Annotated in this window: 11 protein-coding genes; 2 read left to right on the top strand and 9 right to left on the bottom strand. The window is 58.6% G+C overall.

The annotated features are described in order from the left end of the window. Positions 1-6: 6 nt before the first annotated feature. The 5 genes from WG78_RS01815 to WG78_RS01795 all read right to left on the bottom strand — a co-directional run bounded on the left by WG78_RS01815 (position 7) and on the right by WG78_RS01795 (position 8,911). Positions 7-984 carry an AAA family ATPase gene (locus tag WG78_RS01815; RefSeq protein ID WP_053936186.1) on the bottom strand — a complete coding sequence of 326 codons (978 nt, stop codon included), beginning with the start codon at positions 982-984 and terminating at the stop codon, positions 7-9. An 86-nt stretch (positions 985-1,070) separates the two neighbouring features. Next, on the bottom strand, positions 1,071-2,684 hold the full coding sequence (locus WG78_RS01810) for an arylsulfatase (protein WP_053936063.1): 1,614 nt from the start codon (positions 2,682-2,684) through the stop codon (positions 1,071-1,073). A 169-nt stretch (positions 2,685-2,853) separates the two neighbouring features. After that, on the bottom strand, positions 2,854-5,400 hold the full coding sequence (locus WG78_RS01805) for a fused MFS/spermidine synthase (RefSeq protein WP_053936062.1): 2,547 nt from the start codon (positions 5,398-5,400) through the stop codon (positions 2,854-2,856). Positions 5,401-5,435: 35 nt separating this feature from the next. Then, positions 5,436-6,440 carry an HAD family hydrolase gene (locus tag WG78_RS01800; protein ID WP_053936061.1) on the bottom strand — a complete coding sequence of 335 codons (1,005 nt, stop codon included), beginning with the start codon at positions 6,438-6,440 and terminating at the stop codon, positions 5,436-5,438. 65 nt (positions 6,441-6,505) lie between these two features. Further along, positions 6,506-8,911 carry a multiheme c-type cytochrome gene (locus WG78_RS01795; RefSeq protein ID WP_201782322.1) on the bottom strand — a complete coding sequence of 802 codons (2,406 nt, stop codon included), beginning with the start codon at positions 8,909-8,911 and terminating at the stop codon, positions 6,506-6,508. Positions 8,912-9,108: 197 nt separating this feature from the next. On the opposite strand from WG78_RS01795, the gene WG78_RS01790 reads away from it, so the two are divergent. After that, positions 9,109-10,467: a DUF2252 domain-containing protein gene (locus tag WG78_RS01790; protein WP_053936060.1), complete on the top strand. Its 1,359-nt coding sequence runs from the start codon at positions 9,109-9,111 to the stop codon at positions 10,465-10,467. 183 nt (positions 10,468-10,650) lie between these two features. After that, positions 10,651-11,190, top strand: a complete 540-nt coding sequence (locus tag WG78_RS01785) for a metal-dependent hydrolase (protein WP_053936184.1) — start codon at positions 10,651-10,653, stop codon at positions 11,188-11,190. A gap of 812 nt (positions 11,191-12,002) precedes the next feature. Here WG78_RS01785 and WG78_RS01780 read toward each other — a convergent pair. The 4 genes from WG78_RS01780 to WG78_RS01765 form a co-directional block, all read right to left on the bottom strand. Beyond that, positions 12,003-12,389, bottom strand: a complete 387-nt coding sequence (locus tag WG78_RS01780; protein ID WP_053936059.1) for a UCP019853 family protein — start codon at positions 12,387-12,389, stop codon at positions 12,003-12,005. Then, complete coding sequence (locus WG78_RS01775) at positions 12,386-16,234, bottom strand: RHS repeat-associated core domain-containing protein (RefSeq protein WP_053936058.1); 3,849 nt, start codon at positions 16,232-16,234, stop codon at positions 12,386-12,388. The genes WG78_RS01780 and WG78_RS01775 overlap by 4 nt, the downstream gene beginning before the upstream one ends. Positions 16,235-16,371: 137 nt before the next feature. Then, positions 16,372-21,267: an Ig-like domain repeat protein gene (locus WG78_RS01770; RefSeq protein WP_083458698.1), complete on the bottom strand. Its 4,896-nt coding sequence runs from the start codon at positions 21,265-21,267 to the stop codon at positions 16,372-16,374. A gap of 285 nt (positions 21,268-21,552) precedes the next feature. Next, the gene (locus tag WG78_RS01765) at positions 21,553-22,056 is read right to left on the bottom strand and encodes a hypothetical protein (protein WP_053936056.1); all 504 of its coding nucleotides are present in this window, start codon (positions 22,054-22,056) and stop codon (positions 21,553-21,555) included. Position 22,057 lies beyond the last annotated feature (1 nt).

Here is a 22,057-nt window from a genome sequence, read left to right as displayed (position 1 = left end):
GCCGCCTCAGGCCGGAATCGCCACAACCTGCACCAGCTTGTCGAGCACCGCGTCGGCGCTGACGCCATCGGCATGCGCGTCGTACGACAAGATCAGCCGGTGCCGCAAGGCGGGCGCCACGATGGCGCGCACATCATCGGGCGTGACATGGTCGCGCCCTTCCAGCCAGGCATGCGCTCGCGCGGCACGGTCCAGCGCAATGCCACCGCGCGGACTGGCGCCCACGGCCAGCCAGCGGCCCAGATCGGCATCCAGTTGCGCGGGGGCGCGGCTCACTTTCAGCAAATCAAGGATGTATTGTTCGATGGCGGGCGCGACATGGATGGCGTGCACTTCGCTGCGCGCGGTAAAGATCGCCGCTTGCGGCAACGCCTCGATGGCGGGCGCACCGGCGACGGCAACGCCGGCTTCTTCGGCGCGCACCAGCCGCAGCACCTCCAGTTCGGCCGCGGCATCGGGATAAGTGACCAGTATCTTGAACAGAAAGCGGTCCATCTGCGCTTCGGGCAGCGGATACGTGCCTTCCTGTTCAATCGGGTTTTGCGTGGCCAGCACCATAAACAATTCCGGCATGGCGTGGGTATTGCCGCCCACGGACACCTGGCGTTCTTCCATCGCTTCCAGCAAGGCCGATTGCACTTTGGCCGGCGCACGGTTGATTTCATCGGCCAATATCAAATTGCCAAAAATCGGCCCCGCCTGAAAGCGGAAGCTGTTCTGGCCGTTGTCCTGATACAGCATGTCCGAGCCGGTGATATCGGCGGGCAATAAATCGGGGGTGAACTGGATGCGGCTCATGCTGGCATCCAGGCTCGCGGCCAGCGTTTTAACGGTGCGGGTTTTGGCCAGGCCGGGCAGGCTTTCCAGCAGCACATGCCCATTGGCCAGCAAGACAATCAGAATCTGGCGGATAAGCAGCGGCTGCCCCTTGATTGATTGCGCCATCTGCGTTTGCAACTGCAACACCACATCACGTGCACTCATCATCGCTCCGGCGCTCGCGGCGCTCTGCCAGAAAAAACGGTGCGTTACCTGCTCAGGCAACGCACCGCGTTTACAGCCACTACAGCCTAGTCTTTGCCACCAGAGACGGCTCTGGCGCGATTACGGTTACGTTCGATTTCGGCATCCACCCCGGCACGGATCTGGTCCACGCTAAAGCTGGCCGGTTTCTGGCTGGGCGGGTACGCCACAAAGGTCTGCAGGAAGGTGGCCGTCTTGGCAATGGCAACCTCGTTCAGATAAACGTTTTTGGTTTGCCAGTCGTAATACTGGTCCGAGACGATATCGGCGCGTTCGTACGGGTCCATGCGCAAGTTGAATATCTTGGGCAGGCGCAGGCAAACAAACGGATTGGCCCAGACCTGCATGCCGCCGGGTTCGCGCTGTTCGCAGAACACAAACTTCCAGTCCTGATAGCGCATGGCCACCAGCACGCCGTCATCGTCAAAGTAATAGAACTCGTCACGCGCGCCTTTGGGCTGTTTGCCTTCCAGGTACGGCAGCTGGTTATAGCCATCCAGATGGTTCTTGAAGCTCGGGCCACCCGATTTGGGCGCCCAACCCTTCAGCAGACGGTCTTTAACCCCGGTGTCGCCCGCAGCGGCCAGCAAGGTGGGAAACCAGTCCAGGCCCGAGAACATTTCGGTAGAGACCTGGCCCGGCTGGATATGCCCCGGCCAGCGTACAAACGCCGGTACACGGAAAGCGCCTTCCCAGTTGGTGTCTTTCTCGCTGCGAAACGGCGTGGTGGCGGCATCAGGCCAGCTAAACTGGTTGGGGCCGTTGTCCGTCGTGTACACCACGATGGTGTTGTTGGCGATGCCCAGGTCATCCACCGCCTTCAGCAACTTACCCACATCCTGATCGTGTTCGTACATGCCGTCGGCGTACTCATTGCCCGGCATGCCGCTCTTGCCCTTGAACTCGGGGCGCACATGGGTAAACACGTGCATGCGCGTGGTGTTCATCCACACAAAGAACGGCGTGTTGGCTTTGACCTGCTTGTCCATAAACGCGATGGCGGCGGCGGTGGTTTCGTCGTCGATGGTTTCCATGCGCTTGGCGGTCAGCGGGCCGGTGTCTTCAATCTTGCCGTCAGCGTACGAGTGGATCACGCCACGCGGGGCAAACTGCTTGTTGAAGGCCGGATCTTTGGGCCAGTACGGACGCTCGGGTTCTTCTTCGGCGTTAAGGTGGTACAGGTTGCCAAAGAATTCATCAAAACCATGCGCGGTGGGCAGGTACTGGTCTTTGTCGCCCAAATGGTTTTTGCCGAACTGGCCGGTGGCATAACCCAGCGGCTTGAGCGCCTGGGCGATGGTGATGTCGGTCTTCTGCAGGCCCACATCCACGCCTGGCGCCCCCACTTTCGACATGCCGGTACGCAATGGCGTTTGCCCGGTAATAAATGACGAGCGCCCGGCCGTGCAGCTGTTCTCGGCGTAATAGTCGGTAAACATCATGCCTTCTTTGGCCATGCGATCGATATTGGGCGTTTTGTAGCCGACCACGCCGTGCGAATAGGCGCTGATATTGGTCTGCCCGATGTCGTCACCAAAAATGACCAGAATATTGGGCTTGGCGGTTTGCGCCGCTTGCGCAGCGGGCGATGCGGCTAACAAGCCCGCCGTCGCCATGGCCAGAACGGCCAGTCCTTGCTTGAACCACGCAGTGCTATGCATCAGGTTCTCCCGAGTGTGGATTAACAGCATCTACCGCCCAGCAAGGCGGTTGTTTCGGCTAAATGCGCCGGGCGGTTGTCGTCGCCAGTTGCTGTCAGAGACCTCGAACTCGGGCGTGGTTTTTAGTCTGACAAATACTGACTGTCAGATGTCTATAGCACACGGATATCTACTTGCCGCCTTCAAATTGTACGAAATATCGGTTGTCCGGATCGGCTGCCAGCGCGCGCTGCAGCGCGTTGGCCCAGCTTTCGCGGTCACCGGCATAGGCCGCCAGCCCGGCAGCGTAGAAATCCATCAAGGCCAGCCTGCGCTGCTCAATCTCGCTACGCAGTGCGGGGGTGGCGTCGGGCAGTGGCACCTCCACATGCAACGCCAGCAAGGCGGGCAAAACCCGGCTGATTTCACGCGGGCGCACCCACGTGGCGTATTCGATCAACGGTCGGTCGTCGGTCACCGCGGGGGCATTGTCGACGTAGCGGCGAAGTCCATCCGCATCGGTGACCCAGGTGGATAACAACGCGGCGGGTGAGTCGATGCCGACCTCGCCGAGCGCCTGGCGCACCGTGGGCTGGTTAAAGCGCGCGCTGATCTGCGCGGCGTTTAACGGCATCGGCTCGGCCGAGCCCACCAGCAACATCTCGTGCAGCTCGGTGGTCCACAGCGACGCGTTGGGAAACACGTCGATAAAACTGCGCACCAGCGAGCGGGTGTCTTCGTCGTTTTGCGTGGCAATCGGCAACCATTGCGCAAACACGCCGTCGGGCTGCATGCGGCTGCGTGCCAGCGCGTAAAAATCACGCGAATACAGATTGACCACGCCTGCAGCCGACGGCGGCGGGGGCTCCAGCGTGATGACGTCATAGCGCTGCGGATTGCGCAGCAGTTCGTGGCGGCCATCGTGAATGCGGATTTCGCTGCCCGGATCGTGCGTGACGTTGTAGTTGCCCTTAAACAGCGGCACCGCGCGCGCCACAGCGGGCAATAGCTCGGCGGTGACGCGATGTTGCAACCCTGGATATTGCGTCATCGCGCCCGCGGTAATGCCGGTGCCCAGCGCAATCACCAGGGTAGATTTCGGCTCGCCGTGGTGTACCAGCAGCGGCAGCAGGGCCTGCAGCCGCATATAGCGCCGCGACGCCATCACATCGCCCGAATTGGATACGCCCGCGATATACAGACGCCGAAAACCGCCCTGCTCCAGCACGGCCACCGTGCCGCCCGGGCTTTCTTCAAACGACACCAGCTTGCCACCGCGCGCCACCGTCAGCAGCCGCGCCAGACTATCTGCCGGTGTGAGCACGCCCAGGCCGATGACCAGCAGCGCCAGCGTCCCCACAGCCAGGCGTGGGCCGCGCGCCGGTTGCTGCCACACCGCCAGCAAGGCGATCGCGACGGCCACGCCGGCCAGCACCGCCAGCGTGTGCACCAGACCCAATCCGGGGACCAGCACAAAGCCGGTGACAAAGGTGCCGACGATGCCGCCCGCCGTATTCAGCGCCAATACCCGCCCAACATCGCGCCCGACCTGTCCCGGCTGCACGCACAAGCGCAAGGCCGCCGGAAACGCCGCGCCCAGCAGAATGGTCGGCAGCAACACCACGCACACCGCCGCCAGTAAAAAACGCGCGCACATTACTTGCAGATCCGTGCCGCCGCTGTCGCGCACCCATGCCGCCACCGACGATTGCGCGGCCAGCAACCAGCCGCCCAATCCGGCCACTTGCAGCAAGGCCAGCAAGCCTGCGGCGGCAATCAGCAAACCAAACCACAGCCACGGATTACGCACGCGGTCGGCATGGCGCGCGTAAAGGGCGCTGCCCAGCATCAGGCCGGTGAGATACGTGGCCAGCACGATGCTGAAGGCAAAGCTGCGCGTGCTCATAAATTGCACGATGGTTTGCGACCAGATGATTTCGTAGCCCAGCGCCACGCCGCCCGCCACAGCGTAGAGGCCGACGGCCAGGTGTTGTTGCGCGCTGACTGGGGTGGGCGTCGGGATGGCGCTGGCTTGCTGCGTACGGACTGGCACCTGCGAAGTCAGCGCATAGGCGGCGAATGCCAGCAGCACATTCAGTGTCGCCGCCGCCAGCGCGGTGCCCTGCACGCCCAAAGCCGGAATCAGCACAAAGGTACAGGCCAGCGCGCCGAACACCGCACCGAGCGTATTGGCCGCATACAGACGTCCACCCGCATGCGCCAGCCGCCCGGCCAGCGGCGCGGCGGCGCTGATCAAGGCGGGCAAGGTGCCGCCCATTAACAGCGCGGGCACGCCAATCAACACAAATGGCAAGGCCCACGCCAGCGGGCCGACATGGCTTTGCAGCGCCACAAACCACGGCGCGGCCTGGCCGAGCAACCCCGTGGCGGCCATGCCCGTGACGCCCACCGCCAGCTCCAGCGCCGCGTACAGCCACAACGGCCGCGCGCTGCGGTCCGCCCAACGCCCCCACAGCGCGCCGCCCAAGGCCAGGCCCATAAAGAACGCGCTGACGCCAGTGGTGACCGCATACACATCCACCCCCACCACCAGGGCCAGTTGCTTGATCCACACCACCTGGTACACCAGCGCGCTGAGGCCGGAGACCAGCAACAGCGCGGCCAGCAGCCATTCCAGCGGCAGCGCGGTGCTGGGCGAACGTGGCGTGGCGTTAACGCCAGCTTCAAGCGCAATCTCAACCTGGCGTGGGGCGGTGCGGGCAGAACGTCGGGCCATCGGGTTTCCGGGTGCAGGTTGGGAATGCGCTGGGTTTATTGCTCGAACGGATAAATGCGCGACCAGTCGTTTTTCATATCCACCACGATCCAGCCGCTGCTTTGCGCCAGATCGAGCGCTTTATCCAGCTTGCCGTTGATGGATTTGCGGTCGTAGGCAAATTCGCGATCGGCATCGGTGTGGTGGATGATCACGCCCAGCCGCTTTTTGCTGCTGCTTTGCGTGGTGTATTGCAGCATCTGCAAATCGCCATCCGAATTACCAAACGCAATGATCGGCGCGCGACCGATATAGCGCGCAATGCCCACCGGCTTGCCCGGGCCATCGTCGATGCTGTCGATATCCGGATCGCGCACGATCACCGCCTTGCCATCGCGCAATTCAAAATGGGTTTTGATGGTGCTGCCAATCACTTGTTCGGGCGGCACGCCGTAGGTTTGCTCGGCAAACACGCGCATGAATTCCGCGCCGCCACCCGAAACGATAAAGGTTTTGTAACCATTGGCGCGCAGGTAGCCCAGCACTTCCAGCATCGGTTGATACACCAGCTCGTTGTACGGCCGTTTAAAGCGCGGATGTTTTGCCGTGCGCAGCCAGTCGGCCACGATGGCATTGAACTGGTCCGACGTCATGCCCGCATGCGTGGTCAGGATGATCTGGCCCAGCGCCTTTTCGCCACCGGCCAGCGCGGTTTTGTAATCGCCTTTCAGCACCGAAGCAAACAGCTCTTTGCTGGCCCATTCCGGATGGTCGGGCGCCATGGCCTTGATGCGGTCAAACGCAAACGCGCCCTGAAAATACAACGGCTGTTCGCTCCACAAGGTGCCGTCGTTATCGAACACGGCAATGCGCTCGGCGGGGGGCACAAAATCGGGCGAACCTTGCGTGGTGGTGGCCTGCACAAACGCAATGATCGCGGTACGTGCAGTGCGATCGCGCCACGACGGCAACACGCTGTCGGCCTGCGCCACCGCGCTTAATGTCAGGCACAACAACAGGCCAGACCACCAGCGCCAGAGAGAACCGGATATGCGTTGCATGGTGCGTTTCCTCGCGTAAAGGGTGTGCCTTATCCTGGCTGATGCAGCGCCAATTTCAATGTGTTTTAACCGCCCTGCGCCGGGGCGCTGGCTTTGCCGGTGCGCGCCAGCGACGGTTCGCCCGGGTTGATTTCCAGCCAATGCTGCGCAATTGCCTGCGCGCCGACGGTGTCGTTGGCTTCGATGCGATAGCGCACGGCCGTCATGGCGCTGTCCCGATGTTCGGGATGTTTTTGCATCACGGCGTCGAGCTGGCGGATTGCGCCTTTCACGTCGCCGGTATCGTGCAAAGCCACCGCGTAGACAAAGCCGTACAACGCGTCATCAGGCGATTTCTGCCACGCCGTCTTGAGCGAAACGAGTGCGCCAACGCGATCCCCGGCGCGGATTTGCGCCAGCCCCAGCGCGTGATACAGCAAGCCCGAATCGGTATGTTTGGCCAGCGCGCTTTGCAGTACCGCCACGCTTTGCTGATCCTGCCCCGCCGCCGACAAATAATCGGCCTGCAGCGTAATCGCCGGCAAAAAGTCGGGGTTGAGCTTGAGCGCACGCGCCAGCGCCTGCTGCGCGGCATCGTGCTGGCCCAGGTCGCGGTCCAGGCTGGCCAGATTGGTCTGCGCTTCGGCGCGCTCAGCCAGCGCATTCTGCACGGCGCGATATTCGGCGATGGCTTTGTCCCACTGCGGCCGCGCCGCGCCCAGTTGATCGCGCACGTCCACCAACTGCCGCGCCACGCTGATCCGGACCTGGCGCACCGGATCGGTGAGCAAGGGCGTCAGCAAGGGCTGGCGCGCTTCGGGTGGCCACATGCCGCTGGCGTCCACGGCGGCGCTGCGCACCAGTGGGTCCGCATCTTTCAACGCCAGCGTTACCACGCGCGTCGTAGCGTTGCCGGGATAGCGCGCCGCTTCTTCCAACGCGGTGGCGCGGCGCAGCGGCGGAATGGTCGGGTCCAGCACCAGCGTATTCAGTACATCGGCCGCACCGATTTTGCCGTGGCGCAGACTGGACATCATTTCGCCAAAGCTGGGCGGATGTGTTTGCTTGCCAAACCAGCTTTCGATTTGTTTGGCGGCCCATTCCGGCGTCTTGTCTTTATGGCATTCGTTACACGCGTTGGGCGTGCCCAGCTCGCGGCTAAGATCGGGGCGCGGAATGGTCAGCGCGTGGTCGTGGCGGAAATCGATTTCCATATAGAACTTGCCGGGCATATGACACGCCACGCAGGTCGCGCCGGGACTGCCTTTGGGATGATGCGTGTGCTCGGGCGTGTCGTAATCCTTGCGCTGCAATGTGCTGGTATCGAGACCCGGCCGCTGGATGGGGCCGCTGGCGTTATGGCATTGCAGGCACACCGCATTGCCTTGGGCGCGTAATTCGCCGGTATGCGGATTATGGCAATCGACGCAAGTCACGCCCTTCATAAACATCTTGCTTTGCGCAAACGAGCCGGACTCGAAATCCTCGGCCTTAAAGTGCCCGTCCACCTCATACAACTGCGCGGTCAGCAAGCTCATCGAATAATCATCGGCCAGCCGGTTTTTATGGTTAAAGCCATCATCCAGCGGCGCACGGCGGGCGTGGCAGCGGGCGCAGGTTTCCAGCACGGTGGTTTGCGGCGCGTTTTTCAGCGGCACATCAAAACCCGCGCCTTTAACCGTTTCGTGCGGCGTTTTGGCAGCCCAGGCCAGATGATTGGAGGCCGGCCCGTGGCAGGCCTGGCAGCCTACGCCCAGTGAATTCCAGGTGGATTTGAAACTGTCATCCACCGCGCTGTAATTGCGCTTCATATTGGTGACGTGGCATTCGACGCACATAAAGTTGGCGTTTTGCGCCGGGCGCGTCCAGTGCAGCTCATCCGCGGCGGTCAGCTTGTCGTGCGGATAGAGGTGAAACCATTGTTTTTTATCGACATTCCAGGCAATCCCCAGCGCCTGCATACGGCCACCGGGCATTTCGATCAGATATTGCTGCAGCGGCGCGAGGCCAAAAGTGTGGATGACTTTGAAGTCACCCGGCTTGCCATCCGGGCCATCGGTTTGCACGCGAAATTCAGCGCCTTTTTTATAAAAGCGCGTGGTGACGCCGTTGTAATCAAAGGTGGCGTTATCGAAATTGCCCAGCACGGTTTGCGCGCTGGCCACTTTCATGGCCTGGGCGTGGTGCGAATCTTTCCACTGGCCAAATTGCGCGCTATGACAGGCCACGCATTTTTGCTCGTCCACAAACTGCGCGTGCAGGGCGGACGTGGGCATAGCCGCAGCGGGGCCGCTGTCCTGGCTGCGGAACTGATGCACCCAGAAGCCCGCCAGCGCTGCAAGCACCAACGCCGCCAATAGCCATAACCACCAACGCGCCTTGCCCGCCGCGGCCGGTGGCGCGGGCGTGGCGGACGTGTCGGTTGACTCCAGCGGTGCGTTCGCAACGGGGGCGTCGGCCCGTTGCGCCTTGCGACGCGAAGATTTGCCCATGTAAGCAGATTCTGTTTGTAGTTATAGCGAGTGAAATCCAGCGTAATGCAAAACCAGCATCGCGTCAGCCTGTGTGCGCAAATACAAATGTACAACTGACCATCCGGACGTCTTCAGCCTGTCATCTGCCCAGGGCGTAATAGCGCCGCCCAGCAACGGGTGCCCAACTCAACAAGAACACGATGGAGATGACCTGCATGAACAAAATCAAAACATTGAGCGCGCTGCTGGCGCTGACCCTGGCGGCCGCCAGCCACGCCGCCACCACGCGCGACACATGGGTGGTGAATGACGTTTATAACTACAACCACATTTACGCGACCACCGACAGCGCCGACCTGGCCACCAAAATGTCGACCATGAACAGCAGCGCCTATTCGTTTTATCGCGGCACCGCGGACATCTTCTTTCACGACATGACCACCCTGCCCGCCTCGGCCTATGCCAACAGCGCCACGGCGCATACGTGGATCGGCGGCGATACCCACATCGGCAACTTTGGCGCATGGCAAGACAGCGCGGGCAAAGCCGTATTTGGCGTTAATGATTACGACACCGGCTATCTGGGCCAATACGTGTGGGACCTGCGCCGCGCCGCCACCAGCGTAGTACTGGCCGGCCGCGAAAACGGCATCAAGGACGCTGATATCACCACCGCCATCAATACGCTGGTGACGGCCTACCTGACGCAACTGGGCGCGTTTAACGGCAGCAGTACCGAGAAGACATTCCAGCTGACCACCAGCAATACCAGCAGCGTGGTTAAAGACGTCATCAGCGCCGCGGCGGAAGATAAACGCAGCGATCTGCTGGCTAAATACAGCACGGTGAGCAGCAGCAAACGCACTTTTCTGACCTCGTCCACGCTGGTGAAACCAGGCACCGCCACTTACAACGCGGTGGTCGCGGCCGTGGCGACCTATGTGTCGACGATCTCCAGCGGCAAGCAATACGCCGCCAGCTTTTACACGGTGAAAGATGTACGGCAAAAACTGGGCTCTGGCACCGGCAGTCTGGGCCGCTTGCGTTACTACGCTCTGCTGGAAGGCCCGTCGACATCGACCTCGGACGACGTGATTATCGAACTGAAACAGGAAGCCACCAGCGACGTCGCCATCGCCAACCCGGCCGGCTTGAGCACCGGCGACTACGCCAACAATGAAGGCGACCGAGTAGCCCGCACCGCCAAAGCGCTCGTGCTGAACGCCGATGTACTGATCGGCTACACCAGCATCAATGGCGTGCCGTACTATGTGCACGAGAAATCGCCGTTTGCTGAAGACTTCGACTACACCGATTTGTCTAGCGCCAGCAAACTGAACACCGCCATGACCTATATCGGCCAGGCCCTGGCCAGCGCGCATGCCCTCGCCGACCAGGATTACGACAGCAGCGTGGTGCCGTACGCCATCGAAACCGAGATTCTGAACGCGGTGACCAGCCAGGCGGGCTTGAAGACGGAACTGGTGAACTTTGCGTTTGGGTATGCGGACCAGGTGAACCTGGATTGGGCTTCGTTCAAGAAGGCCTACGCGGCGGGCACGCCGCTGTATTGATCTGATGAGGCAGGCGGGGATGCCCTATTAGTCAAAATGAACGGATCGCAGCAAACCCGCAAAAATCGGGGTGCGACTGTTCTGATTTGTCCGCCCGCCCGCGAGAACGCCACGCCAGCCGCGTGGCGTTTTCTATGACGCATGGTATGTTGCGCCAACGCCACCCAAGGTCCGCGCCGCCGCATGCCCACCATCATCTCCCACGCCGCCGTCCCGCTCACCACCGGCATCGCGCTCGGCCGCCGCATTATCTCGCGCAGACTTTTGCTGACCGGCATCGCCGCCTCGATGCTGCCCGACGCCGACACCGCGGGCCTGCTGTTCGGCATCCCGTTCGGCACCCCCTACAGCCACCGCGGCTTTACGCATTCGATCTGCTTTGCACTGGTGATCGCGCTGCTGGCGCTCTGGGCCGCCCGCAAACTGCACACCACGCGCCTGCGCGCTGCGCTGTTCGTGTTTATCGCCACGGTATCGCACCCACTGTTGGATATGTGCACCGACGGCGGCAGCGGCGTCGCGCTGTTCTGGCCCCTGTCGAATGAACGGGTGTTTTTTCCGTGGCAGGTGATCGCGGTGTCACCGATTGGCGTTAGCCGGGTGTTTACCGAGCGCTTCGCGCATGTGCTGGGGTCGGAGGCGGTTTGGGTTTGGGGGCCGGCGCTGGTTTTGGGGTTGGTGGGGTGGGCGGTGCGGCGGCGCCTCACGTTAGCAAAAATCTAATTTCATCCGAACGAATGCGCTTGGATCTGGCCCGCGCCTCGGCCTTTGTTCCTTTTGGTCCTTTTGGTCCGGCACCCGCCCCGACCAAGAAAACCGTCGGACGTCGTCAACGGGCACGGAGGCAGTAAGGCAAACGGATGACCCGTGACCAGGCTTACTGGCTCGATAAGACCCCGACATTGGTCTGGTCCACAGCCCAAGAAACAAACTTACCTTTAAGACCGCCGAATCCACTTAACAAAAAATCGTCTTCAGAATACACACCTCCGACATCGATTCGGTTCCCGGAGAGCCTCGCTTAAGCACATACGAAAATTCATCACCAAACTTGGTAATTGAAAAATCGGTTGCCATTTACCTCACTAACCGCATCATCGCTGAAATCTGTCGTATGAACGTGCCAGATAGCCGCCACACACCTCTTCCATCCCGGATATATATCGGTAAAGCAGGTGCTCTCAATGTCATTGGCAAGCAAAACCACTTCTGTGGTGTCATCGTCCAAATACGTTAATTTTGCTAGATAGCCCAAGGTACTGGGTGTTCATACCAATAAAATCCGGACCAAGCCGCCCTGATTTTTTTGTGCCTTTTCGTAAAGCCGGACGCGCGCTTCCGGCACATCGAGACGATCAATGTCCCTAACGAATTCTTCAATCAAAGGCCACACACCTTGACGATATTTGCACAGTGCAGTTGCCAAAATTCCTGGATAAATGTCAGTGCCTTTAGTATCTCGGCAACAAAAAGCCGGCGCGAATCTCTTAGCACCAGCTCTTCCATGAAAGATAATTGCTTACAAATACAAAGACCTAATCATTTGAGAGAAACTCGACATCTATCCGGTCAACATTCCATGAGATAAATTTTCCGTCAAGATAACCAAACTGGCTCAGCAGCATCTCGTCTTCAAACACAATTCCGCCTGCATCCAATTTATTTCCCGCCAGCCTTCCTTTAAGGATATACGAAAAGCCATTGCCTACTCGGTTAATCGCGGAGGTAACGCCTTCGTTGGTCTCACTTACCACATAGTCATTAAAAACTTGCGGAGTCAGCTCAACGCGATACGCCTCACCATCCTCTAGTGTGTAAGGGCAGACGTTTGCAAAGCATGTGATTTCAATGTCGTTAATACAAAGAACCACTTCTTCTTCTACGTCGCTGCTCAGTCGCTTTATTTTCGCCAAATAATTCATGGTACGGGATATATCGTCTTGTCGAGACTGCCATTAAGCATCTTCCAAAAGCTATTACCGCTCTCGGTATGAATCGTCGTTATCGCACCATCTGCGTTCGTTCCAACGAACCCAAATTTGGACGCGCCATTTGCCCTATTTCCCATAAATTGCGCAAATCCAGTGCGAGTTTCGCCTTTGTATACATATTGAATCTCATCGCCGTACTGCATTATGTCTTTCCCAATCTGCAAATAATCATTCGCATTCTTTGCACCAAATTCCGCTCCGTGCTTTTCAAAGTGGCTTAATAGTTTTGCCTCACTGGCAAAACCTGCTTCTGCTGTCTTTGCCGCGACTTTCGCTGCGGCAGCCTCTACACCTATCGCCGCCACGGCTCGTTCAACACCGGTCAAACCATCAGTCAGCATCGTTTGAGCCACTGAAACGGTTCCCGCCAACTCATACACTGCGGTGGCCGTGTACTCGCCGCGGGCATATGCGGCGGCGGCCCGCGCTCCAAACCCACCGTCGAAGAACTCCTCTCCTGCCAGCGCCGCCCGCCATGCCGTGCGAACTGCATCCGTGATGCCATAATCACCCGCAAGCATGGTAAAGCTTGAAGGAACACCCGCTCCACCACCGACGCTTGTCTGGCCGGAATATGCCAGCGATGACCATCCGTAATTATTGTAGCTGTTACTGCTGTATGGCGTAGAAGCTGCCGTTATAGCGGCTTGAATCTGGAAATCAATCCGTCCATTTGCAGAGCCGCTTGGTTTTCCCTCTAGATCGTCGCTGCCGGCTACCCCGCTGTTATAAATAATTTCCGGCTGTGCTGAATATCCAGTCGGGTCAACCCACCGCATCGGGTTGTTCAACACATAGCTATACCGGTTCGTATTCTGCAGGTTGGTGATATCCGTGATATCCGGATCAGCCTGCAGCATCCGTGACACATTCGGGTCATAGATCCGCCCATTCATGTGCACCAGACCGATGTCGTCCATCTGCTCGTGGCCGGTGTAGCCACGACCCGTGCCAGCATTGGTGGTATCGCTCCAGTCCACCACGATTTTGCCGGCGGCATCGTAGTTGCCGTCGGTGTAACGGCGCTTGCCAAACGGGTCATACGCATAGGCGGCGGTCAGAGTGCCAGCCTGGTCGGTGGCCGCGGCGATCGAGCCCTGGAAGTCTTTGTGCCAGTACTCCACTTTGTTCAGCGCAATGCTGCTGATCGAAGGTACCGACAGCGATCCTGCGACCAAAGCGGGCACCGCACCCGTGCTGGCCAGCATGCCGATGGCTTCGCCATTCACGCTTAGATAATGTCGGTTGGTCTGGATAGTGGCGCCGGAGACCGTGTCTACTTCTCGTTCAAAGCCAAGCCCGCCCGCGTTGTCGGGGTTTACGTAACGCGTGGTGCGGGTGCCCTGCGGTGAAATGCGGGTTTCGAAAATGCGTGCGTGGTCGACGTCATAGGCGTACGTGTATTGCAGACCGGTGTCTTTGCTTTTGATACCGGCACTGCCATCGGGTAGGTTAAAGCTGGTGTAGGCCACCGAGGCGTATTTTTCCGCCGAGGTGGTTACCAGGTTGCCGTTATTGTCGTAGCCAAACTTGTGATCGATATTGGTCGAATCAAACAGGTCGGTGACGGCATGCGGCCGGATTACGCCGGGGCCATTGCCATTGCCATAGGTAAACGCGCCCACGTCGCTCTTGTAGAGCAAATCGCCCACCGCGTTGTAGTTCAGCAATACTTCGCGGTTCTGGTTGGGTACGTTGACGGCGGAGACCTTGTAGTCCACCAGACGGTTAAGGTGGTCGTAGAGCAGCGCTTCGGTAACCGCACCGTTCTTGCCGTCGCCCAGCGCATCGGTACGGCCGGTCAGGTTGCGGACGGAATCCCAGCTGTAGCTCTGGTTCATGATTGTGGGGGCAGCCGCGCCGAGCGCGACGGCAATCGACTTGACCTGGCCACGGCTGGGCGTAAATGCGGTGGACGCGATGGTGCCGTTACCCAGCGTCTGCTTTTCGAAGTCGCCCCACGCATTGCGCACGGCGCCCTGCCACAGCACCGAACCGGCGGGCAACGATGCGCTGCTGGCCGTCGTGCCTTGCGCATTCGGCAATGGCGTCAACGTGGCGGCGGTATTCAACAACAGCTTTTCGGTATAGCCCCTCGGGGTATAGGCGTATTTGACTTGCAAGCCGGTAGGATACGTTTTGGTGCTTAGGTACCCGGTGGTGGCGTCATAGCCATAGCCCAGTATGAATGCGTCTTGCCCGGTGCCGGTGTCATCGCGTTCGGCCACCACGCGGCCCAGACCATCAAAGGCAAAGTTCTTTGCACTGCCGGTATTGCTGGTGCTGCTGCACAACTGGCCGATGCCGCCTGCGCAGGCGCTGCCATCTTGGTGGACGTCATAACTCCAGCTGGCCAGTGATTCGGGATCGTAACGTTGCGTTAGCCGGCCCAGCCCGTCATAGGCGAATGTGCTCCAGCCTGTCACTTTGGTTGCCGCTACATTGGTGGCGTCCGCGGTTTGCGACGGGCACGTGCTGCTGGCGCCAGATGTTGCCCGCATCGTGCTGTTCTGTTGCGCGGTCAGTTGGCCCAGCGCGTCATGGCAATAGGTCCACGTACCGGCATCAGGATCATTCAGGCTGACCCGCTGGCCGCGGATATCGAACTTCGCCGTGATCTGGTTATGCAAGGCATCTTGCACCAGCAACACGTTGCCGAACGCGTCATAGCCATAAGACATCTGCGCGCCGTAATCATCGGTAATGCGGGCGGTGCGGCCGGTGATGTCTTTTTCTTCAATCTTGATGTGGCCCTGGTCATCGTAAGTCGTCACTTTGAGACCCGAGTACACCGTGGACGTGTATGCCGCGTTGCGCGCCCCAAAGTTGGGGCCGAAGCCCGCTTGCGCCGGAGCGCTGTTGTCGGCGTTGACGACCGTGATCACACGCCCTAACGCGTCATAGCCAAACAACACCAGGCCGACGTCGTTGCTGCCGCCAGTGGTGGACGACTTGTTGCCGAGGAAGTACGGCCGGCTCTGAATGTATTTAGGGCCGTAGTTGGTATAGATCGTATCGGTGGCAATCAGGCTGGCCGTGCCGGGCTGGCTGGCGCCATCAAATGCTTCGGTGCTGGTGCGCAATTCGCGCCCGTTGCGATCATAAAACACCCGCGTATAGGCGCCGATCTTTGCGCCCGCGGCGCTGCGCAGCTCACGATGTTCCATGCTGATTGCGTCAGCGGGTGCTTCGCCCGCTGCGGGCGTCGGGCAGCCTGCGGTGTTGCCACTGGTGTCCAGACCCGCCGTCGCCAACGTGCAGTAGTAATGCGCGAGGCGCGTGCCGTCGGGACGGATCTCGAGCGTGGTGCGGCCAAAGTCATCCACTGCCCAACTGCTGGTGATGCCGTTGGTGTCGGTCTGCTTCAGTAGCACGCCAAAGCGCGGATCGTAGCTGGTGGTCACCGTTTGTGAAAGCGGCTGATTGGCGACCGTAGCGCGCGGCAGCGTTTTCGTCACCGTGTAGGCAAACGCGCCCGGCACTGCAACCACCGACACACCATTGATCGTAACCGCTGCGCCACCCGTGTAAGTGGCGGTGGTCAGATGCGTGGCGAACGTCGCGGCCGTCGGCGCACTGGCGCAGTTGGCCTGCTGTTGAGATGGACGATTGCCATAGGCGTCCCAGCCGGTGATGGTCGCAGCAACGCAATGGTCGGCCACCGAGGGCTCCTCCGTTTGCGTAACCAGCTCGCCATAGGTGGTGTCATAGGCATAGCTGGTTGTTCGCGTGTAGTTGGACGGGTCAGTCGGCACCGTTGCTATCGCGCTGCCCATTCCTATGACAGCAAGGGCAACGCCCAACATCCCCGCAGCGATTCCACGCCCCACCCAGAACTGCTTGCTTTTGATTTTATTTGCCACGTCATTGGCCTCGGTTTGAACCGGATTTTTTAATTGTTGTTTGCGCATGATCAAGCACTGCCACTACTGCACTGGATATTAATCGGCGCTGTAACCGACGGATTTTGCAGCCAGTTATTGTTGCCATCGAGGATGCCGTCAGTTACCGCCACGGTATAAACAGCCGAAGCATATTGGCCGGTGCGTACAGCGATATTGACCGTAAAAGTGTTACCGGAACCTGAACCACTGACGCCACTCGCGGCCGTAGAATTCGTCCAGTAATAGGTGTAATTGCCCGACCCGCCACCCGCAGCCGCAGTGAGATAGATCGTTCCGTAGCAGACCGTTGACCCTTTGGAACTGGTCAAATTCCAATACCCCGAGTTGTAACTAGACTGAGTACCTGAGAGCGTTTTCCTTGTACCGGCAACACCAATCCCCAAAACGTTATAAGCGTTGATATTAGTAGCCGCGCTAGTGCTGTAGTTATTGGCATCGCCGCTATAAATGGCTTGTATCTGATGCGCTTGCGCGCTGCCGACAGACCAGTTTATTGCTGCGGAACCCCCATTGAGGGCCACTGCACCAAAATCTGTTCCGGTAGTTGCATCGCGAAAATCGACCGATCCGGTGGGGCCGTACCCGAGGATTACGGCGGCCGCCATCGAGTAGGTTCGGCCCACAACGACATTGGTCGGAATCGACGTGAAATTGGTCCCTGGCGTCGCGGGGTAAGGCGTCACCGTCGCTGCAGAGGATGTACTGATCGCGTTTTTAACATCGCCCAGATATTGAGCTGTGATGTCATGCCTTCCTGCCGCGCCCATCAACCGTGACGCAACCGCGCTTCCGCCATTCATCCCCACGGTGGCAAACGCACTACCGTTATCGTAGAAAGCAACCTGCCCGCCTGGCGCTGCGCCCCCGGCAACGTTGGCTGTATACGAGATGGTATTGCCCACCTGAAAGCTGGTAGAGGAAGCAGAAACGCTCGTGCTGGTGGCCAGCTTTGCAACAGTGACCTGCGCTACATTAGTGCTCGGAGCGTTGACACTGTCCCCGCCGTACGTTGCCGTTACAGTATGGTTGCCTTCCGATGTGAAACCTGTGAAGGAGAAGGCCGCTGCTCCGTTAACGAGGTTGACCGTGCCCATCGGATTGCCCAAGCTGTCGGCGAACGTCGCTGATCCGGTCGGATTAATCCCCGCAACAGCCACTGCAAAACTCATGCCGACCGTGGGCGCCACAGATGTTACCGAAGGCGTTACCGTACTGGTGGTGGCACGCCTGCCGATCCCCATAGCTACGGGCACTGTCACACTGCCCCATTGCCCCTTATAGTCCGTCACTGCAATCTTGAAATTGGCTTGCTCGGTCTGGCCGTATTGAGTCGGGGTAAAGGTGAACGTCACGGTATTGCCGCTAATCGAAGCCGCGATTGCGGTAGCTTTATCAGTCGTCAGCGTGTAGCTCAGCGGCGCAACCAAGGAGGTGCCGCTAGCGGCAATGGTTATGGTTTGGGTGTAGCTACCCGGAGTGGGCTGGCTAAGATTGACGCTAGCAGGGCTGGCGCTCACCGCTAAAGTCGGTGGGGTGCCCGCAAAATCCGAGGCATGCGCCGCCGTGCCCGCGCTGGTTGCCAGAGCAGCAGTGCTGGATACCGTGTTCTGCACCGTCGTAGTGGCTTTGCGTGCCAGCAACCAGTTGTCATCGTTAAAGTTTTCAGGCCAGTAAGTATTGGTGGTTATCGAGGTCGCACTTTGCTGCACGCCAGCCACATCAGCGCCCGTCACAACCAACGTTTCGGTTAAGGGGTCTGCGTGGGAATTGACTGTGTAAGTCGTGGTCCGGGTGGGCAGTACCGAACCATCAAGATCAAAACTGGTTTCTGTGGACTGTTTTAAATAAGGACGCACAATGCTCGAGGTGGTGGGGCAAATGTTGCCGACTACAGCGCCGCTGGAACCCAGCTCGCAATAGATGTTGTCGGTCTGGTGTACAAGCTTCCACAGCGCGGGCTGATACAACGAACCCGTCAAAATTTTATCGGTGGAGATCCTGCCGATGTATGGATAATCCTGCGAGTAAATGGTGTCCTGAGTAACCGGCGACCCGTCAGGGCCGGGCATACCCTTGATGACCTCGCTAAAACCCAATACGCCGCGACCCTTGATGTTGCCCTTCAGGCCTTTGTAGATGTAGTCCGTCTGGATCGTTCCGCCAGAAACGCCCGTGTCTTGCACCACGGTGGTGATCACCCACCACGGCAGCGTCGCCATGGCTTTGGGATAGGTGCCAGGCTGGCGGTTGTAACGGCCGTTCGAGTTGTTCAGTGGTGTATGAGTAATCCGGGTCACCAAACCGGTCTGACCTGTAATGGTCGTCAACAGATCAGGGGGTGTGCCATCGGCTTTGGTGAAACTCCATGCGCCATAGTTTGTGCTACCTGGCCCCGAATAGGGCGTGTACGGTCCCACGTCCCCGTCGGGTACCCGTGCAGCGCTGTTGGATGCCAGAAACTCGACGTTGCCGCGGCCCGTGAAATCCGCGATACCAAACCCCGCAGTACCATCGCTGCGCCACAACTGATAGCCAGCAAGATTGAAGCTGGTCGACTTCAGATAAGTGCCGTCGCCACGGCTTAAAAAAACCGCGTTCTCCGACGGATTGTCACTCACGCGAATTATGTCGTCTCTGCCGTCGCCGTTCACGTCTGCCGAAGCCAGATGGAAAGTGTTGTTACGGATGGTATTGTTAGGCATGACAGATGTTGGCGGCCATTTGTTGACATCATCAAGAATCAGATTCGTCATCTGGATTACGCTGGCCTGGCCATAGGCGGTGTAACTGTACAACCCGTTATTAAGCTGATAACCGACCTGTGCGGAGCCGCCGCCATTGGCCGCACCATAAAGCAGATTGCTTTTAAGGCCACCACCATCGGGATCAAAACACAGCGAGCCATTGATGGAGAAGCACCCGTTAGTTGTCGTACTGGAAGAATCAGGCATCATGGCTGGCAAAAAATTGCCGTCGCCTTGTGACAGCCATGCGACCGGATGTTTGACCGTATTTGCACCCTTGAAAGTCTGAGTCAGCGGAAAATCGAAGTCGTAACCGACGGGGTCCATAAGGCCGTTGCCAGTCATGCTGATCAGGGCCGAAACTGAAGTGCGATACATACTCCAGGACGCCATATTGGTTTGCACCTGGATAAAGCCGCCTTGACCATCACCCTTATAAACCTGAGTAGAGCAGCTCCAGCCCGATTGCATGCATTGAGGTTCAAATTCTCCAAGATTGCCCGTCGCCGCGTAGCTACCCTTGGCCGGACGGTTATAGGTTGCGGGCATGTTATCGTTTGACGAAATGGAGGTAACGATGATGTCGCCGATCCCGTCGCCGTTAAAGTCGATAAAAAAGAATTGGCTCGCTGCAGTCCAGTTGTAGCAAACACCGTAGGCGTAGGTCACCGAATTTTGTGCCCCCCTGCATCCCGAAGTGTCGCTGGTTACCTTCCATGTCAAAGGTACATTTCTGGCAACAAAAGAGGTTTTCGGCCCAACGTCATAAGTGCCATCAAGTTTGGCAAAATAAATGGTGAGCGTGCCGTCCGCGTTTGAAACGTAGCCGTCCTGCAGACCATCGCCATTGAAATCGACGCCCGCAGGGATAATCCCATATCCGGGATCGACAGAGATTGCAGAAAACGTACCATCCCCATTACTTCGATAGTAGGCATTTTGTGCCTGCCCGGAGACGACGGCCTGATAGGTATATCCCGACATCCCTGACTGATAGAAATCGTGAGGTCCTTCCGGAACCGGAGGGTTAGCGGACGACCCGGACCGCAACTGATGCGCCACATAGGTCTCATCACCACCGGCCGTATAGGCGAATTTGACGGGAGACAAGCAGGTGCTCTCTGATGCACCAACGCATTCGGTAATACTGGTCAGTCGCGAGCGGTTAGTCACCGGACCATTGTCATACCCCAGCTTGATCGCGCGCACTTCAACCGGTGTGGCCTGTGCGTTGACATAGGTCCGGATGCCCGTCAGCAGCTGGGTGCTGACCGTCTTGTAGCCTTCGTGATACGCCTCGGAGCGATCCTGCAGCTTATTACTTCCGTAATCCGGCTTGGTAACGTAACTCAACAGCACCTTGCTGGTCGGTGCCTGGCCGTTCACGCTGTTGCCTGTATAGTCGATTTCAACCAGATTCCATTCACGGCCGGTGGCGGCACCTACAGTGCCCCACGCGGTATCAAGAATCTGGTATTTGTAATCGATGTAGTTACCATGCAGATCCGAACTTCGGTTCAAGGCCCACGCCATGATGGGCTTGCTACCGGGAGCCACAGCGATTTGTGAACTGGTAGCGGCATTGTTGTTGCCGTACTCCAGCACCCGCCCGTCTTTGGTCCAGACCTTGAAATAATCGGGGCCAAATGCCGAGTTTCCGCCCGCAGAGCCATAGGCGCGGATCCGTGCATACGAATGGTTTTCGGTGCGAAACTCTCGCACTAGCCCGCTGCCTCCTAATGCATCATTAGATTGCGCAGGCGCAGAGTCACCAACAATGACCCCGTTGTAATAGACCTGAATTAATCGTTGCCCATCAAGGCAGAGCTTGTCGGTGGGCTGGTAGTGGTAATCACCCCGCTTGTGATCAGTGTCGTACACCATCTGGCAGCGCGAAATTGCGGACACGCCAGACAACGTCCAGCCGCTACCCAAAGCGCTGTTCGGGGTCGGGCTGCCCGTGTATTTGATGGCCAGGCTGGGTGCCTGCCCTTTTACGCCGGGCGGCACGGAAACCGGAAACGAATAAGTCGGAAAGCCATTACTGGCCACTGCGAAACCTGAATCCGCCGCAATAACGCCAGCGCTGTCGAACGCAAAAAAGATTACCGCCGCCGCGCAAACAATACGCAACGCAGCCTTGCCAGATAGAACGCCCAAGATTAGCCCCTTGAATGCCGGCCTTGCTAAACCACACGCCCTGTTTTATTTGAATCGGGCGCAAGCCACTGACTAACAGCAGCGCAAGGTCGGCAATGTTTTATTTGGGCATCAGGATTACAGGGCGTTAAAGGATGGGCAATACATACGCAAAATAAATTGCACTAATTACAATAAATTCCTGACAAAACAGACATTTGTCATCGACACACTGCGTTGCAAAAAAACATCAAGTTCAGTTATTCGGCGTGCATCCTCCGAGAGATTAGTCGACGAGGCACTCCGTTATTCATGCTGTATCGTCGCGTGAATCATGCCATCGCTTTGCCCGGTACCGGTCGCTTTTAACAGACGCCACCCCTGCATTTTGTCTTGGTGATTTAAAGCACCAACAAAATCTGCCAGCGCCGAATAGTCCTTCGCCGTCAAAGAGATATCCACGCGATGCTGGTCTTCGCTGACGTCCAGCGTTTGTACCTGAACGCCCAGCTTTGCCACTTTTTCCAACTGGGTCAGCGCGGATGCAGTGAAGAAACGCCCCACCTGCCACGCCTGCAAAGCATCGGGCGCTAACGCCACCATCGAAGCAGACAGCGCTGGTGCAGGCATAGCGCGCGAGCCTGTCTTCTGGACCGTTTGAACATATTGAAAATCAGCGCGTATCTTTTGCACCTTCAGTGCAAATACGTAAATGGCGCACCACAATAGAGCAGCGAGTAAAATTATTGCGGCAAGCAAATACCAGGAAACCGGCTTTGGCGTTTTGGCAGCGATGAAATTAATTGCCATG

This window comes from Amantichitinum ursilacus (genome assembly GCF_001294205.1).
GTDB lineage: Bacteria > Pseudomonadota > Gammaproteobacteria > Burkholderiales > Chitinibacteraceae > Amantichitinum > Amantichitinum ursilacus.
Note: the sequence above shows the minus strand (reverse complement) of the source record. Positions and strands in the feature narration are given on the sequence as shown.

Bases quoted from the DNA above. Each gene is read 5' to 3' on its own strand.
- WG78_RS01815 (WP_053936186.1), bottom strand. From the start codon at position 984: ATGAGTGCACGTGATGTGGTGTTGCAGTTGCAAACGCAGATGGCGCAA.
- WG78_RS01810 (WP_053936063.1), bottom strand. From the start codon at position 2,684: ATGCATAGCACTGCGTGGTTCAAGCAAGGACTGGCCGTTCTGGCCATG.
- WG78_RS01805 (WP_053936062.1), bottom strand. From the start codon at position 5,400: ATGGCCCGACGTTCTGCCCGCACCGCCCCACGCCAGGTTGAGATTGCG.
- WG78_RS01800 (WP_053936061.1), bottom strand. From the start codon at position 6,440: ATGCAACGCATATCCGGTTCTCTCTGGCGCTGGTGGTCTGGCCTGTTG.
- WG78_RS01795 (WP_201782322.1), bottom strand. From the start codon at position 8,911: ATGGGCAAATCTTCGCGTCGCAAGGCGCAACGGGCCGACGCCCCCGTT.
- WG78_RS01790 (WP_053936060.1), top strand. From the start codon at position 9,109: ATGAACAAAATCAAAACATTGAGCGCGCTGCTGGCGCTGACCCTGGCG.
- WG78_RS01785 (WP_053936184.1), top strand. From the start codon at position 10,651: ATGCCCACCATCATCTCCCACGCCGCCGTCCCGCTCACCACCGGCATC.
- WG78_RS01780 (WP_053936059.1), bottom strand. From the start codon at position 12,389: ATGAATTATTTGGCGAAAATAAAGCGACTGAGCAGCGACGTAGAAGAA.
- WG78_RS01775 (WP_053936058.1), bottom strand. From the start codon at position 16,234: ATGGGCAGCGCGATAGCAACGGTGCCGACTGACCCGTCCAACTACACG.
- WG78_RS01765 (WP_053936056.1), bottom strand. From the start codon at position 22,056: ATGGCAATTAATTTCATCGCTGCCAAAACGCCAAAGCCGGTTTCCTGG.